General features: G+C 70.4%; 12 protein-coding genes. 5 read left to right on the forward strand and 7 right to left on the reverse strand.

What is annotated here, in order from left to right; genetic code table 11:
• Positions 1-66 precede the first annotated feature (66 nt).
• The 3 genes from G6031_RS10020 to G6031_RS10030 all read left to right on the forward strand — a co-directional run bounded on the left by G6031_RS10020 (position 67) and on the right by G6031_RS10030 (position 2935).
• A complete protein-coding gene (locus G6031_RS10020; RefSeq protein WP_182653185.1) occupies positions 67-1008 on the forward strand; it encodes an exonuclease domain-containing protein in 942 nt (313 codons plus the stop codon).
• Positions 1009-1135: 127 nt separating this feature from the next.
• Positions 1136-2497, forward strand: a complete 1362-nt coding sequence (locus G6031_RS10025; RefSeq protein WP_182653186.1) for an aspartate aminotransferase family protein — start codon at positions 1136-1138, stop codon at positions 2495-2497.
• Between the two features lie 6 nt (positions 2498-2503).
• Complete coding sequence (locus G6031_RS10030) at positions 2504-2935, forward strand: phage holin family protein (protein ID WP_179524337.1); 432 nt, start codon at positions 2504-2506, stop codon at positions 2933-2935.
• 114 nt (positions 2936-3049) lie between these two features.
• Here G6031_RS10030 and G6031_RS10035 read toward each other — a convergent pair whose 3' ends face one another.
• The 6 genes from G6031_RS10035 to G6031_RS10060 form a co-directional block, all read right to left on the reverse strand.
• Positions 3050-4207 (reverse strand): glycerophosphodiester phosphodiesterase family protein, encoded by a 1158-nt coding sequence (locus G6031_RS10035; protein ID WP_182653187.1) that lies wholly within the window; start codon positions 4205-4207, stop codon positions 3050-3052.
• Positions 4208-4471: 264 nt separating this feature from the next.
• Positions 4472-5527, reverse strand: a complete 1056-nt coding sequence (locus G6031_RS10040) for a peptidoglycan recognition family protein (RefSeq protein ID WP_259845694.1) — start codon at positions 5525-5527, stop codon at positions 4472-4474.
• A 442-nt stretch (positions 5528-5969) separates the two neighbouring features.
• Positions 5970-7832, reverse strand: coding sequence for a 2-isopropylmalate synthase (gene leuA / locus G6031_RS10045; protein WP_179524340.1), 1863 nt, complete (start codon positions 7830-7832; stop codon positions 5970-5972).
• A gap of 156 nt (positions 7833-7988) precedes the next feature.
• Positions 7989-8426: a GNAT family N-acetyltransferase gene (locus G6031_RS10050; RefSeq protein ID WP_179524341.1), complete on the reverse strand. Its 438-nt coding sequence runs from the start codon at positions 8424-8426 to the stop codon at positions 7989-7991.
• 73 nt (positions 8427-8499) lie between these two features.
• The gene (locus tag G6031_RS10055; protein WP_187702201.1) at positions 8500-9387 is read right to left on the reverse strand and encodes a trypsin-like serine protease; all 888 of its coding nucleotides are present in this window, start codon (positions 9385-9387) and stop codon (positions 8500-8502) included.
• Between the two features lie 163 nt (positions 9388-9550).
• Positions 9551-10417 (reverse strand): DMT family transporter, encoded by an 867-nt coding sequence (locus tag G6031_RS10060; RefSeq protein ID WP_182645344.1) that lies wholly within the window; start codon positions 10415-10417, stop codon positions 9551-9553.
• 71 nt (positions 10418-10488) lie between these two features.
• Here G6031_RS10060 and G6031_RS10065 point away from each other — a divergent pair, with 71 nt between their 5' ends.
• Positions 10489-11751 (forward strand): aspartate kinase, encoded by a 1263-nt coding sequence (locus G6031_RS10065; RefSeq protein ID WP_182638458.1) that lies wholly within the window; start codon positions 10489-10491, stop codon positions 11749-11751.
• Positions 11752-11917: 166 nt separating this feature from the next.
• Here the strand turns inward: G6031_RS10065 and G6031_RS10070 are convergent, their stop codons facing one another.
• Positions 11918-12772: a DUF559 domain-containing protein gene (locus G6031_RS10070; protein WP_182653188.1), complete on the reverse strand. Its 855-nt coding sequence runs from the start codon at positions 12770-12772 to the stop codon at positions 11918-11920.
• A gap of 414 nt (positions 12773-13186) precedes the next feature.
• Here G6031_RS10070 and G6031_RS10075 point away from each other — a divergent pair, with 414 nt between their 5' ends.
• Positions 13187-14221: an aspartate-semialdehyde dehydrogenase gene (locus tag G6031_RS10075; RefSeq protein ID WP_182653189.1), complete on the forward strand. Its 1035-nt coding sequence runs from the start codon at positions 13187-13189 to the stop codon at positions 14219-14221.
• Positions 14222-14320: the final 99 nt, after the last annotated feature.

The raw sequence follows: 14320 nt of genomic DNA on the forward strand, positions 1-14320 counted from the left end.
GGTCTGCCACCATAGGCGGACACGGGCCCACGCGGTCGGCACGCGCGGCACGGGAGATGGGGTGACATGAGCGGCTGGGTGATGGTTGACGTCGAGACGTCCGGGATGAGGCCGTCCGTCGACCGGGTGCTGTCGGTGGCGGCGGTGGTGATCGACGACGACGGCGAGGTGGTCGAGGAGTTCGCGACCCTGCTCAACCCCGGGGTCGACCCGGGGCCGGTCCACGTGCACGGCCTCACCCCGGCTCTGCTCGCGGGCAAACCGCGCTACGCCGACGTGGCCGCGGACCTGGCCCGGGTCCTCGACGGCCGCACCGTGGTGGCCCACAACGCCACGTTCGACGCGTCCTTCCTGGCATCGGAGGCGCGGCGGGCCGGACTCGAGCCGCCGCTGGAGCGGTTCGTGTGCACGCTGGACTTCGCGGGCCGGCTGCACCTGTCCACCGCCGACCTCAAGCTGGTGACGCTCGCCGCGCACTTCGGCGTGGAGCAGCGGGCCGCGCACGACGCCCACGACGACGCCCTGGTCCTGGCCGGGGTCTTCGCGGGGATGCTGCGGGTGGCCGCGGCCAAGGACGTGCGGCCGTCGGTGCGCGAGCTCGACGGGATGCTGGCGGACCCGGTGACCGGCTTCCTGGTCTCGCGCGTGTGGGCCGACGCCCTCGCGGCACCCAGGCTCTGGCGGCCGGCCGGGCGGCTGAAGCGAGGCGGCGGGCTGGTGCAGGGCATGGAGGTGGTCTTCACGCAGGACGTGGACCGCGACCCGGAGGAGATCGCCGGCCTCGTCGTCGACTCGGGTCTCTACCTGGCCGACCGCATCTCCTCCCGCACCTCGCTGGCCGTGTGCGACGCCCCCGGGGCGGTCCGCGGCCGCGCGGCGTTCGCCCGCAAGAAGGGGCTCGAACTGGTCCCGTTCGCCCGATTCGAGCAGATGCTCGCCGACGTGGCCCCCGGGCGGCCCGTCGCGGGCGCCCAGGCGGTGGACAGCGCGCAGGAGGCGCTCTTCTGAGGCACGACTCCTGAGGCGCGCCTCCTGACGCGCGCGTTCCGCATCGTGGGGCGCCGGTCGGGGAGGGCGCCACGGAACTGACATGATGGGCTGCGGCCCACGTCGTCGACAACAGGAGTACCGTCCCGTGCCCGCACCCCAGAACGCCGCCGCCCGCGAGGTCTACGAGAAGGAGCGGGCCCACGTCCTGACCCCGTGGTCCGCCTGGGGCGCCAGCGACCCGATGGTCGTCACCGCCGCAGAGGGCTGCCACCTCACCGACGGCGACGGCAACCGCCTGCTCGACTTCACCTCCCAGCTGGTCAACACCAACATCGGCCACCAGCACCCCGTGGTGGTCAAGGCGATCCAGGACCAGGCCGCCGAGCTGTGCACCATCAACCCCGCGCACGCCAACGCCGCCCGCGCCGAGGCCGCCCGGCTGGTCGCCGAGGTCGCACCCGCCGGCATGAACCGCGTGTTCTTCACCAACGCCGGCACCGAGGCCGTCGAGCACGCCGTCCGCATGGCGCGCCGCCACACCGGTCGGCACAAGACCCTCTCGGCGTTCCGCAGCTACCACGGCGCCACCACCACCTCGATGAACCTCACCGGCGACGCCCGCCGCTGGGCCAACGACCACGGCAACACCGGCGCCGTGCACTTCCACGCGCCCTACCTGTACCGGTCGCAGTTCTACGCCGAGAACGAGAAGCAGGAGTGCGACCGCGCGCTCGAGCACCTGGACTCGCTCATCGCGCTGGAGGGCCCGGACCACTTCGCGGCGTTGATCATCGAGTCGGTGCCCGGCACGGTCGGGATCATGGTGCCGCCGGCCGACTACCTGCGCGGTGTGCGCGAGATCTGCGACAAGTACGGGATCGTCATGATCTGCGACGAGGTCATGTCCGGCTTCGGCCGCACCGGCGCCTGGCTCGCCCTGGACAACTTCCGGTCCGGAGACGACGACTGGGCCCCCGACCTCATCACCTTTGCCAAGGGCTCCAACTCCGGTTACGTCCCGCTCGGCGGGGTGATCCTGCACGACCGGATCGCCGCCTCCTTCGAGAACACCCCCTACACCGGTGGACTGACCTACGCCGGGCACCCGCTCGCCTGCGCCTCCGTGGTGGCCACCATCAACCTGATGCGGGACGAGAAGATCGTCGAGAACGCCCGCACGATCGGCGAGGACGTGATCGGCCCGCGCCTGCGCGAGCTCGCCGAGAAGCACCCGTCGATCGGCGAGGTCCGCGGCCTGGGAGTGTTCTGGGCAGTGGAGATGGTGGCCGACCGCGAGACACGCGAGCCCCTCGCCCCCTACGGTGGGACATCGGAGGCAATGGCCAGGACCTTCGCCGCCGCCAAGTCCGACGGCGTGCTGTTGTTCATGAACTACAACCGATTCCACATCGTTCCGCCCTGCATCATCACGGCCGAGGAGGCGAACGCGGGGCTCGACGTCGTCGACCGCGCACTCGATGTGGCCGATTCCTACGTGGGGAGCTGACCGGACATGGCGCTGGTACTGGGCCTGATCGTCAACGCCGTCGCCCTGTGGGTGGCGACTCTGATCGTGCCGGGGATCTCCCTGTACGAGACCGCCGGGGACGCCGGGATCGACGCCGGCGCCATCGACAACGAGGTGAGCGTGCCGACCATCGCGGCGCTGCTCATCGTGGCCGTGGTGTTCACGCTGATCAACGCGGTGATCAAGCCGATCGTGCAGCTGCTGTCGCTGCCGCTGACCATCCTCACCCTGGGGCTGTTCCTGCTGGTGATCAACGCGCTGATGCTCATGCTCACCAGCTGGGTCACCACGACGTTCCAGCTGTTCGGTGCCGAGTACCAGGTGAGCGGGTTCTGGGCGGCGTTCTTCGGGGCGATCGTGATCGGACTGGTCAACTGGGTGCTCGGCATGGTGATCCCCACGCGCGCCCGCGACTAAGGCGCGGCCGCCCCACGGCCCGGCCATCGCACGAGAAGAGCGTTCCGCACACGTCCGCCGAGAGGCAGGTGCGCGGAACGCTCTTCCCGTTGGTGCGGCGGCCCCGGGGTCAGCTCACCTCTCGGCGGCGTACTGCCGCGGAAGCGCCCGGCCCCGCTCCGCCATGAGGTCCCGGAGCAGGTTCGGGTAGTCGGTGATGATCCCGTCGACGCCGATGTCCATGAGGTACTCCATGGTCGGAACGTTGTTCACCGTCCACGGGATGATCCTCAGCCCGTGCGAGTGCGCGCTCTGGACCATCTCCTCCGTGACGTACGCCCGGCAGGCGCTCTCGCCGACCGTGCAGCTCTGGTCCGGGTAGGTGGCGACCGGCGAATAGGCCACCACCCCGTCGATGGACGCCGCGGCGGCGACGCCGTCACCGTCGAAGTCCGCGATGTCGATCCCCCCGAGCCACGGCGAGGGAGCCCCGGAGTCGATGCCGAGGAAGTCGTGGTTCGTCAGGGCGACGAGCGGCAGGCTCGGGGCGAGCTCGTGCATCGCCATCAGTGCGCCCCAGTCGAACGACTGGACGGTGATCTGCTGCTCGAGACCCGAGTTCGTGATCTCCTCGTGCACCGCTGAGACGAACACCTCGCGCGGTGCGGTCTGGTCCGGGGCTCCGGCCTCCACCTTGGTCTCGATGTTCATTGACACCCCGTCCGGCCCGTCGGCCCCGTGGGCCTTGACGAGGTCGAACAGTTCGGAGAGGAGCATCATCCTCTCGCCCGGGTGGGTCTGCTGGTCGGGGTAACCGGGACGACGGAGCGAACCACAGTCGAGCGTCCTGACCTGCTCGAGCGTGAGCTGGTGGATGTAGTGGTCCATGTAGGGGAACAGCGGATCGCCCTCCACGACAGGCGCGGTGTCCTGACAGACGTCGGCCCGGGGGCGTCGGTCGTGCGTGACCACCACCGCGCCGTCGGCGGTGACCTGGGTATCGAGTTCCAGGGTGCTCACACCCAGTTCGAGCGCAGCCGAGAAGGCCTGCGGGGAGCTCTCGACATGAAGCCCCACGCCGCCGCGGTGTGCCTGGAGGTCGAAGTCGCGCTCTCCGGCACCGAGCGAACCGAGGACGCCGAGTGAACCCGCCGGTGCGTCGGTGCCGAGTGAGCCCGCCGTCGCCCCGCCGAGTGATCCGGTCGCCGCGGTGGCCACCGTCAAGGATGAGGCGGTAAGGAGACAGCCGAGGGCGGTGGCGCCGACCGTGAAGAGGGCACGTGTGATGAGCATGGGAACCTCGCCGGAAGTGGTGTCGGCATGCCGGGAGGAGTCCCGGGTGCCACTTGCCGGCGTGACGTTATGCGGCGCCGTCTACGGGCGGTTCGACCCGGGGTGAACGCAGGATGACGGCTGGGACAGCCCTTCGGCGGGGATCGGCCACCCTCCCGCACACGAGCCACCCCACACACGAGAAGAGCGTTCCGAACACATCGCCCGAGTGGGGGTGTTCGGAACGCTCTTCTCGATGGGAGAGGCGGGTCCGTCAGACGAGGCTCAGGAGCCGAAGACGGCCGAGGAGACCGCGTTCGGGGCCCAGCCGCGCGCGGCGGTGTCGCGGATGAACTGCATCTGCGGGTAGAACGAGTTGCCCGGGCAGGCGGTCCCGCCCCAGTCGCGGTGGCCCGAGACGGCCGGCATGTTGCGCGTGGCCCCGCCCTGCGGGTTGCGGTAGGTGATGCCGCCGCGCGGGTTGATTCCGGTGGCCGAAGCGAGGGCACGGACGCAGTCGATGGTCGCGCCCACGGCGGCGGGGGTCGGCGGCGCTCCGGTGAAGTCGCCCAGCACGCAGATGCCGATATTGCCGTTGTTGACGCCGCCCGTGTGGCCTGCGGTGACCACCGGGGGAGCGATGCCGGCGACCGGAGGCACCTGGAAGACCGGGGTCCCGCCGACGGTTCCGCCGCGGCCCTGGTAGATGCGGCCCTCCGGGTCGATGAGCAGGTGGTATCCGACGTCGCCCCAGCCCAGTGTGTTGGCGTGGTAGTTGTAGATCGCGCGCACACTGGCGGCGCGGTCCGGGCCCACGGGCGAGGCCGTGTGGTGGATCGTGATCGCCTGGGCCGGGAAGAACTGCGGTGCCCAGCGGTTCCCCGAGACGTCACCGGCGCCCCATGCCGCCCGCGGGATGATCGGCAGGCCGAGCGTTCCGACGCTGCCCAGGCTGTAGTTGCGCGGTGCAGCCCGGCCGTCGTCGAACGCGGTGGCACGGGCGCCGGCGGGAGCGTCGACCTCGTAACCCACGGACCCCTGCGGCGCGGCGACGAGATCGGACGCGGGAGTGCTGCCGCTGTCCGGGGCGGAGTCCATCGCCTCGAGCGGGAGCCAGTCGCCCACCGAGCCGTCGGGGAACGCGAACCGGATCCGGCCGGCGATCTCCTCGGCGCTGGGGAAAGTGACCCCCACGTAGCCGAGAGGGCCGTTCGGCTGGATCATCCCGCTGCCGGTCGGGACCGACTTGAGCAGGTCCTGGGCCATGCCGAGGGAACCGGTGTCGAACGGGTTGGCCCCGGCGAGGGGGCCACGGACGGAGGAGGCGACTGCGACGCCCACCCCGACTGACGCGGCGGTGAGAAACCCACGGCGTGAAACGGGCATAAGGGTGTACTCCAGACTTGTACTGCAGAAACTGACGCCTGGCATATCGGCGCGATCGACGGCCACATTACGCGCTCGACGTAACCAAATCGAGACCTGCGTTACCGAAGTGATACATGTGGCGAGTGAGGTTCATGAGGCGTATCCGGAGCCTCCACTAGGGGGAATCGGCGGGCCCGACGCCGGGCCACGGGCCTACTCGGTCGCCGTCACGGGCGCCCGGGCCCCACTTGGTCGCCGATCACGCGCGCCCGGGCCCCACTCGGTCGCCGGTCACGCGCGCCCGCGGGCCGCCCCGCCCAACGAGAAGAGCGTCCCGCACACCCCGCTCTCGGGCGATGTGTGCGGAACGCTCTTCTCGACGGGGCCGGCCCCCGGGGGGAGCAACCCCCAGGCGTCAGGGGGCCCAGGTCCGGGCGCCCACGGTGCTGCCCACCGTCTCGTCGGGGACCACGGCCTCGTCGGCGTACGCGCGGTTCACGGCCGAGACCACGGCGCGCAGTGTCGCGGTGGTGATGGAACCGGCCCGGCCGACGCCCCAGAACACCCGGTTGCCGAACTGCACCTCGACGTACGCCGCCGCGGTGGCGTCGTCGCCGGCGGTCATGGCGTGCTCCGAGTAGTCGAGGATGCGCACCTCGTCGTCGAACATCTCGTTGAGCGCGGCGACGAACGCCGCCAGGGGGCCGTTACCGGACCCCGTCAGCTCCTTGGTCTCGCCCTTCCACTTGACCACGGCGTCGATCGAGTCCACGCCGTCGTCGGTCTCGGCCGGGTCGAGCTGCTGGGAGATCCGCTCCATGGGGGAGACGCGGTCCAGGTACTCGAGGGTGAAGATGTCCCACATCTGCTTGGGCGTGACCTCGCCACCCTCGGAGTCGGTGACGTTCTGCACCAGCGCGGAGAACTCCATCTGCAGGCGCCGCGGCAGCTGCAGGCCGTAGTCGCTCTTCATGATGTAGGCGACGCCGCCCTTGCCGGACTGCGAGTTCACGCGGATCACGGCCTCGTAGGTGCGGCCCTCGTCCTTGGGGTCCACGGGCAGGTAGGGGACCTCCCACGTGATGTCGGTGATGTCCTCGCCCCGCGCGTCGGCCTCGACCTGCAGTGCGTCGAAGCCCTTGTTGATCGCGTCCTGGTGCGAGCCCGAGAAGGCGGTGAAGACCAGGTCGCCGCCGTAGGGGTGACGCTCGGGTACGCGCAGCTGGTTGGCGTACTCGACGGTGCGGCGGATCTCGTCCATGTCCGAGAAGTTGATCTGCGGGTCGACGCCGCGGGTGAGCAGGTTCATGCCCAGCGTCACCAGGCAGACGTTGCCGGTGCGCTCGCCGTTGCCGAACAGGCATCCCTCGATGCGGTCGGCGCCGGCCTGGAAGGCCAGCTCGGCGGCGGCCACGCCGGTGCCACGGTCGTTGTGCGGGTGCAGCGACAGGATCGTGGAGTCGCGGCGCGCCAGATTGCGGTGCATCCACTCGATCTGGTCGGCGTACACGTTGGGCGTGGCCATCTCGACCGTCGCGGGCAGGTTGAGGATGATCGGGTTCTCCGGAGTGGCGCCCACGACCTCGGTGACGGCGTCGCAGACCTCCTTGGAGAACGCGAGCTCGGTGCCGGTGAACGACTCGGGCGAGTACTCCCAGCGCCAGTTGGTGTCCGGGTAGTCCTTCGCGATGGCGGTCACCAGCTCGGCGGCGTCGGTGGCGATCTTCTTGATCGCGTCGCGGTCCTTACGGAACACGACCTTGCGCTGCAGGATCGAGGTGGAGTTGTAGAAGTGCACGATCACGTTGGACGCGCCTTCGCACGCCTCGAACGTGCGGCGGATCAGGTCCTCCCGGCACTGCACCAGCACCTGGATGGTGACGTCGGAGGGGATCGCCTCGTCCTCGATGATCTCGCGGACGAAGTCGTAGTCGGTCTGCGAGGCAGACGGGAACCCGACCTCGATCTCCTTGTAGCCCATGCGGACCAGCAGTTCGAACATCCGGCGCTTGCGGGCCGGGCTCATGGGGTCGATCAGCGCCTGGTTGCCGTCGCGCAGATCCACGGCGCACCACTGGGGCGCGTGGGTGATGACCTTGTCCGGCCAGGTGCGGTCGGGCAGCGAGACGTCCTCGACCTCCTCCGCGAAGGGCCGGTACCGGTGGGCCGGCATCGAGGAGCCCTTCTGTCGGTTCCACGACGGTTGGTCGGGGCGTCCGGGCTTGGAGGGGGGAGTGATGGTCGACGACGACGAGACGAATGCGTCAGCGGGATTCATTGCGGGGCTCTACTTCCGTGGATTCGATCTGTGGGGATCGGACCGGCGCGACGAGATCCCGCGACGGGGAGCCGGTCCGCCTCAGCGGGCCCCGCCGCGGCACCCAAGAAGGAGCACGCGCTGCATGGCGGTCACGATACACGGTTCCGCGGGGTCTCACGGAATCGGGATGACGAAGGTCGTGGACCCCGTGGTCGCCTCCGGCGGGGAGAGCGGGGAGTCGGCGCCCAGCTCCTGGTCGTGGTGCATCGACCCCCACAGCCTGCGACAGCCGGCCTCCTCGGCGATGCCGAGCGCCTTGTCCACCAGTTGATGGGCGATCCCGCGGCCACGCAGCGGTTCGCTCACCCGGATCCCGTAGACGAACAGGTCCGGGCTGGCGCCCAGGTAGCCGGTCTCCACCGCCACCAACATGCCCACCGGGACCTCGTCCTGCAGCGCCAGCAACAGCAGGTTGGATCCGTTGTCGAGGAAGTCCCGGGTCCACTCCGCGGTGGGCGGGTAGCTGAACAGGTCGTCGGCGGTCAGCACCAGGTCGAGGTCGCCGCGCGAGGCGCGACGGATCACGAGCTCCGGTTGCTCCGGCGAGGTCATCTGTTCAGTGTGACAAATACGCGGGCGGTCCGGTGCACGTGAGTGACGGCCGGGTGCGACCGGTACCTCGTCGTCATCGGTTGGCGATCATCCAGTCGATCCAACCGTTCTGGAACGGGACCGACTCGTACCAGGCCGGATTGGTGCCGTCGGGCTGGCGTCGTGCGTGGTCGGAACCGGAATGGATGCCCACCAGCAGGTCGCCGTGGAAAACGGGCCCGCCGGAGTCCCCGGCCCCGTATCCGCCCTGGATGGTGTGGGACCGGCCGATGCGGGATCCGCCCCGCGGCTCCATCCGCTCGAGGCGGGTGAGTCCGGTGCGCAGCTCCGCGGCGCGCTGACCGCCGGGCGAGGTGGCTCCGAAGCCGTGGAACCGCAGCACGTCGCCGGCCACGGGGTCCCTGCCCGCGCGCTTGACGGACGGGGACGGCGCCGGATGTGCGAGCTTGAGCAGCATGACGTCCCCGGCGGGTGCGTGGTAGGCGGCGACGGGGGTGTGGCGCCCGATGCTGCCGGTCTCGAGGGATCCGAACGCCCCGACGATCTGGGGGGTGGCGAGCGAGGCGGTCTCGGCGAACCCGCCCGGGACGGTCGCCCCGTTGCCGAATCCCAGGGTGTACGCGTTCGGGTTGGCGGGGCCGCAGTGTCTGGCCGTCGCCACCCAGTACGGGGCCACCACCACTCCGGAGCAGGGGGTGCCGGGGATGCCGCTGAACGTCGTGATCTGGACGGCCCAGGGCGCCGGCCCGGAGGGGGTGCCGTTGACCACGGCCCCGGCCGTGGGCGCGGAGACGGCGAGCGGGGCGATGACCGCGGCGACCGAGGCGAGCGTCGTCGCCACGAGGCGGGACGTGCGGCGTGACCCCCGGTGGGTGTCACGGCGGGAATCACGGCGGGAATCTCGGCCGCCCTGCTCGGCGCGGCTGTTACTCAAGGTGCCGCTGGGGCGGGTGAGACGCATGAGGCTCAGCGTAAGCGATGGGATCGAGGTGCGCTGCCGCTCGGGGTGGGTCCTCATGGCTCTGGAATCGCGGCCCACCCGGCCCGCGTTACCCGGGACCCACCCGGCCCGCCTCACCCGCAGCCCACCCGGCCCGCCTCACCCGCAGCCCACCTCGTCCGCGTCACCCCGGGACCGACTGGGTCTCCTGGTCGACCTCCTTGTTGGCCAACCGCACGGTCGCCACCACCATCAGGACGAGGGTCGCGGCCAGGATCGCCAGCTCGGGGCCGTCGACGGTGAACCACTCGCCCAGGACCACCACCCCCAGTCCCAGCGCGACGACGGGCGTGGTGACCGTGGAGGCGGGCACCGCCTGGTGCACGGCTCCGGCAGAGAACGACATCTGCTGCAGCGTCAGCGCGATCACCGCCGCCGCCACCAGTCCGTACACCTCGCCCGTGGTGAACACCTCGAGCAACCCGCCCGAGTACCACCGGTCGGCGACACCCTTGGTGAGCAGCGCGACGTAGGCGAACGCGAGACCGCCGGCGACACCCAGGAGCAGCGCGCGGTTGCCGTTGCGGCGTCGGTTCCGGGACAGGCGCAGCAGCACGGCGATGACGGCGAGCCCGGCCGCGCACGCGAGCGCCCACTCGTACCAGGGCGGGTGCGCGTCGCCTCCCGTCGGTCGCCCGTAGATCACCAGGACGACCACGCATCCCGCCAGGACGTACCCCCAGAACAGCTCGGTCTTGGTCACCCGCCGGCCCGTCACCCACGCTCCGAGCGGGAGCGCGAAGGTCAGTGAGAGGACGGTGATGGTCTGCACGAGGATGAGCGAGCCGAACGCCAGCGCCACACCCTGGAAGGCGAATCCGGCCAGGCTGATCGCCATGCCCGACCACCAGTACCTGCTGGCCAGAACGCCGAAGCGACCCTCGAGCCGACCCCCGGCGCGGTCCTTCGTGCGGTGCCGCATCACGGTGCCGAAGGCCTGGCTGAGGGCGGAGGCGAGGGCCAGGAGGACGGCCAACCATGTTTCAGTCATCGATGATGAGTAAACACCTCCCGTAATGTAGGGCTGCGTTAAGCCGATCAACACCGGAAGGGTGTGACCGCGTGGCACTCGTAGTGCAGAAGTACGGCGGCTCCTCCGTGGAGTCCGCAGAACGTATCCGTCGGGTGGCCGAACGGATCGTCGAGACCAGGAAGGCGGGTAACGACGTCGTCGTCGTCGCCTCCGCGATGGGGGACACGACCGACGAGTTGTTGGACCTGGCGGACCAGGTCTGCCCGGCGCCCCCGCAGCGCGAGATGGACATGCTGCTGACCTCGGGCGAGAGGATCTCCAACGCGCTGTTGGCCATGGCCATCAGTTCGTTCGGGATGGAGGCGTACTCGTTCACCGGCTCGCAGGCCGGGATCATCACCACCACCAAGCACGGCGACAGCCGGATCATCGACATCACACCGGGGCGGGTCCGCGACGCCCTGGACCAGGGCAAGATCGCTCTGGTCGCCGGGTTCCAGGGTGTGTCCCGGGAGACCCGCGACGTCACGACCCTGGGTCGTGGCGGTTCGGACACCACCGCGGTGGCCATGGCGTCCGCGTTGGGCGCCGACGTCTGCGAGATCTACTCGGACGTCGACGGCATCTACACCGCCGACCCCCGGATCGTCCCCGACGCCCGCAAGCTCGACACCATCTCGTACGAGGAGATGCTGGAGATGGCGGCCGTCGGTTCGAAGATCCTCAACCTGCGGAGCGTCGAGTTCGCCCGCCGGTACCACGTGCCCCTGCGCGTGCGCTCGTCGTATTCGACCAACCCGGGCACGCTCGTGGCCGGAAAAGTGGAGGACATCCCCGTGGAAGACGCAGTCCTGACCGGAGTCGCTCACGACGCCTCGGAGGCCAAGATCACGGTCGTCGGGATCCCGGACCAGCCCGGGTACGCCGCCAAGATCTTCCGCGTGGTGGCCGACGCCGAGATCAACATCGACATGGTCCTGCAGAACGTCTCCAAGGCGGAGGGCAAGACCGACATTACCTTCACCTGCCCACGTGAGGTCGGGGCCAGGGCCGTCGAGGTGCTCTCGCAGGCCAAGGACGACCTCGGGATCGACCAGGTGCTCTACGACGACAACGTCGGCAAGGTCTCCCTGGTCGGCGCCGGCATGAAGTCGCATCCGGGCGTCACCGCGACGTTCTGCGAGTCGCTGTCCGAGGCCGGGGTCAACATCGAGCTCATCTCCACCTCGGAGATCCGCATCTCGGCACTGGTCCGCGAGGACGAGCTCCCCGAGAGCGTCCGCGCCCTGCATGCCGCGTTCGAGCTCGGCGGCGAGGAGGAGGCCCAGGTCTACGCCGGCACCGGCCGCTGACCCGAGCCCCTACACCCCCACCTCGAGAAGACAGTTCCGCACACATCGCCCGAGAGCGAGTGTGCGGAACTGTCTTTTCGTCGGCGTACTGCCGTCAGCCGCCGCACCGCCGTGAGTCGGCGTACTGCCGTCAGTCGGCGCACCGCCGTGAGTCGGCGCACCGCCGTCAGCCGCCGCGCTCGCGGACGCCGGCCCGGATGTCGGCGGCGGTCGCCTGCGCGTCGCGGGTGACCATCGTGGTGGTGAGGGGGTAGACCAGCCATCCCGCGCGACGGAGTCGGTTCCAGCGGGTGAGGTCCTTGGCATGTTGCGCCGGGTCGCGGTGGTACTCGCCGTCGTACTCGACGCCGACCTTGAGGTCCCGGCGCCCGAGGTCGAGGTGATAAGGAAGGCCGGGCACGGGGACCTGCGTCTCGAACCCCGTGAGACCGTGATTCATCAGGAACAGCCGGGTCCGGGTCTCCCACGGTGACTGGGCGCCGATGTCACACAGGTCGAGCGCCGCCAGGACCTGGCGTTTTCCGGGGATCCGTCGGGGGTTCATCGCGAGCGGCCGGACGTCGCGCTCCGGGTCGACGCCGATGGACGGACCCGCATCCAGCGCGCAGACGGCGTCCGTCAGGTCACCCCGCCGCGCGATGTCGAACAGCGCCCATGCGGGGCTCGCGGCCAGGCCGGCACCCGCGGTTCCGGTCAGGTGGCACACGTGTTCCCGTGGGATCGTGTACTGGCGGCCGATCATGCCGGGCCGACGTACCCGCGTCGAGCCGGCGGCGAACTCGTCGGGGTAGTCCCGCGGCGGGAACGGGTGGCCGTGTGCGTCGGCGGCCAGCCAGCCGGTCGCGATCGCGCCGGGGTACAGCGCGGTGATCGCCGTGATCCGGGTGAGCGGGTGGTTGCGGTCGGCGGTGCGCGGGACCCACAGGCCTCGGTGGTGCGGGACGAGGCCGCTGGAGTGCAGGCGCCGCCCGCGTTCGGGGACGAGGTCGCGGGTGCGGCGGGGAGACGGGTCGGGGCGCATGGGGCAAGCGTCGACGACGACGAGCGTGGCATCCCTCGTCCATCCCGCGATTTCGGCATCGTCTGTGGAGACGGGCGGCCCTGTGGAGCATCGGACCCGCCGGCCCTGTGGAGTATCGGACCCGCCGGCCCTGTGGGGCATCGGACCCGCCGGCCCGTCGAAAAGAGCGTTTCGCGCACCTCCCTTTCGGCCGATGTGAGCCGAACAGACTTCTCGTTGGTCGGCGATGGCGAGGTGGGGCGTGGGCTGCGGAATCGCGGGGGCGGTGTGACGAGAGTCGCTGGAGGGCCTTCGCACGGCCGGTAGACTGGGCCATCATCGGCCGACCCGAGCGCAGGGTGGAGCTCCCACCCGCGGGCGGCCGACACCAGAGCCCCCACGGGCCGCCGAGCACACCAGGAGATGACCTCACAGATGACCACTGTCGCCGTAGTCGGAGCCACGGGCCAGGTGGGGCGCGTGATGCGCGCCCTGCTGGAGGAGCGGGAGTTCCCGGCCGACGAGGTGCGGTTCTTCGCCTCCGCGCGGTCGGCGGGCACCACGCTGCCGTTCCGTGGCGAGGACATCGTGGTCGAGGACACCGCCGCGACCACCGACGAGGAGCTCGCGGGCATCGACATCGCCCTGTTCTCGGCCGGGGGCACGATGTCCAAGGAGCAGGCGCCGAGGTTCGCGGCGGCCGGCGCCGTCGTCGTCGACAATTCCAGCGCCTGGCGCAAGGACCCCGACGTCCCGCTGATCGTCTCCGAGGTCAACCCCGAGGCCGCGCAGAACCCGCCCAAGGGCATCATCGCCAACCCCAACTGCACCACCATGGCCGCGATGCCGGTCCTCAAGGTGCTCCACGACGCGGCCGGGCTCAAGCGGCTCGTCGTCTCCACCTACCAGGCCGTGTCCGGGTCGGGTCTCGCCGGCGTCGACGCGCTCAACGACCAGGTGACCGGCAACATCGGCGCGGGCCACGAGCTCGTGCACGACGGGCGGGCGCTGAGCGTGGACGACACTGGGCCGTACGTGGCGCCGATCGCGTTCAACGTCCTGCCGATGGCGGGCGCGCTGGTCGACGACGGGTCCGAGGAGACCGACGAGGAGCAGAAGCTGCGCAACGAGTCGCGCAAGATCCTCGGGCTGCCGGAGCTTCGCGTGGCCGGCACTTGCGTGCGCGTGCCGGTGTTCACCGGTCACACGCTGAGCATCAACGCCGAGTTCGAGCGGGACATCACCCCGGAGCAGGCGCGCGAGCTGCTGTCGGAGGCGGCCGGCGTCAAGGTCGTGGACGTGCCTACCCCGCTGGACGCCGCGGGCATCGACGAGTCGCTGGTGGGCCGCATCCGCAAGGACCAGTCGATCGAGGGCAGCAGGGGCCTGAACCTCATGGTGGCGGGCGACAACCTGCGCAAGGGCGCCGCGCTCAACACCATCCAGATCGCGGAGTTGCTGGTCAAGTAGCGCGCCCGCTGCGGGGCGGGGGTTCCCACGTCCGCCGCACGCCCGCTGTCCGCCGCTCGTCCGCCCGCCCGACGCACGCCGGCCGTGCGCCCGACGTGC

Source organism: Dietzia sp. CQ4, assembly GCF_014145125.1.
In the GTDB taxonomy this organism is placed as follows: Bacteria; Actinomycetota; Actinomycetes; order Mycobacteriales; family Mycobacteriaceae; genus Dietzia; species Dietzia natronolimnaea.